At 25.4% G+C, this 1,063-nt stretch carries 1 protein-coding gene; it reads right to left on the reverse strand.

The features are described 5' to 3' along the window. Positions 1–147: 147 nt before the first annotated feature. Positions 148–1,063 (reverse strand): trypsin-like serine peptidase (locus CD118_RS10915; protein ID WP_206167720.1); only part of this gene is annotated, 916 nt, incomplete at its 5' end.

The raw sequence follows: 1,063 nt of genomic DNA on the forward strand, positions 1-1,063 counted from the left end.
ATCATGACTTGATTTTGAAGATAGATTCTTACAGTATATTCCACATTTCCAACAGTCTCTATATTTGTTCATATATGATTCGATTATTACTGTGCTTTGTTGAAATATTCTCTTATAATTATTTTTTAGACAAAATGTCACAGATTTTTAGTAACTATTATTTAAAATTTCTTTTCTTATATAATCTGTCATACTAAAGGCATAAGCCAATTCACTTTTTGCTCTTATAGTTGTATATGCATTTGTATTATTCATTCCTCCAGCATTAATTCCAACAACTTCACCATTTTTATTTAAAATTGGAGAACCTGAATTACCCATTCTAATAATCATTTTTAAATAGAATTGAGGATCATGACTATTGGTTTTTAGTATATAAAATCCTTTAGTCTCATACATACTATATCTAGGATCATTTTGATATTTTCTATCTAAAAATTCTTTAGCGGGGTATCCATATGTAATTAATTCACTTTGAAATTTCATATTTTCTATATATTCTTCACTGGCTAATCTAAGCGGTTTAACTTTGTCTGTTAATTTATCATTAGTATGAAGAATAGCAACATCTACACCTTTTATCATTTTTATATCTTTTATTGTAAATGAATAAGGTATATTTCGTGCATTTCTTGAGGGCATGAATTTTAAATTTTTAACCTTTTCTGGTATATATAAAGCTTTATTTATAGTGCCAAATCCTTCTTCTACAACATGATTATTTGTTAATATTGTATGATCATCTATAACAAAAGCGGTTCCATAAAATTTGTTTTTAGTATTAGACAATATACCAATTCCATTTATAGAACTATTTATTCTAGAAATTTTAATTAGTTTGAGTTGAGCGTTGTTAATTTTTTGAACTAATTCTTGGGCTTCAAGAATACCTGAACTTCTTTCATTTACAGTTCTTTTTAAATATGATTCTGCATTTGCGTTTTCTATGTAAAATAATGAGAAGCATAATACAAAAACAGATGCTATTTTAATTAATTTATACATTTTCTTACCTTCCATATTTAGATGTGCACAACTTATAATAGTATAATAACTTAAATTG

The sequence above is a fragment of the Staphylococcus coagulans genome (assembly GCF_002901995.1).
GTDB lineage: Bacteria > Bacillota > Bacilli > Staphylococcales > Staphylococcaceae > Staphylococcus > Staphylococcus coagulans.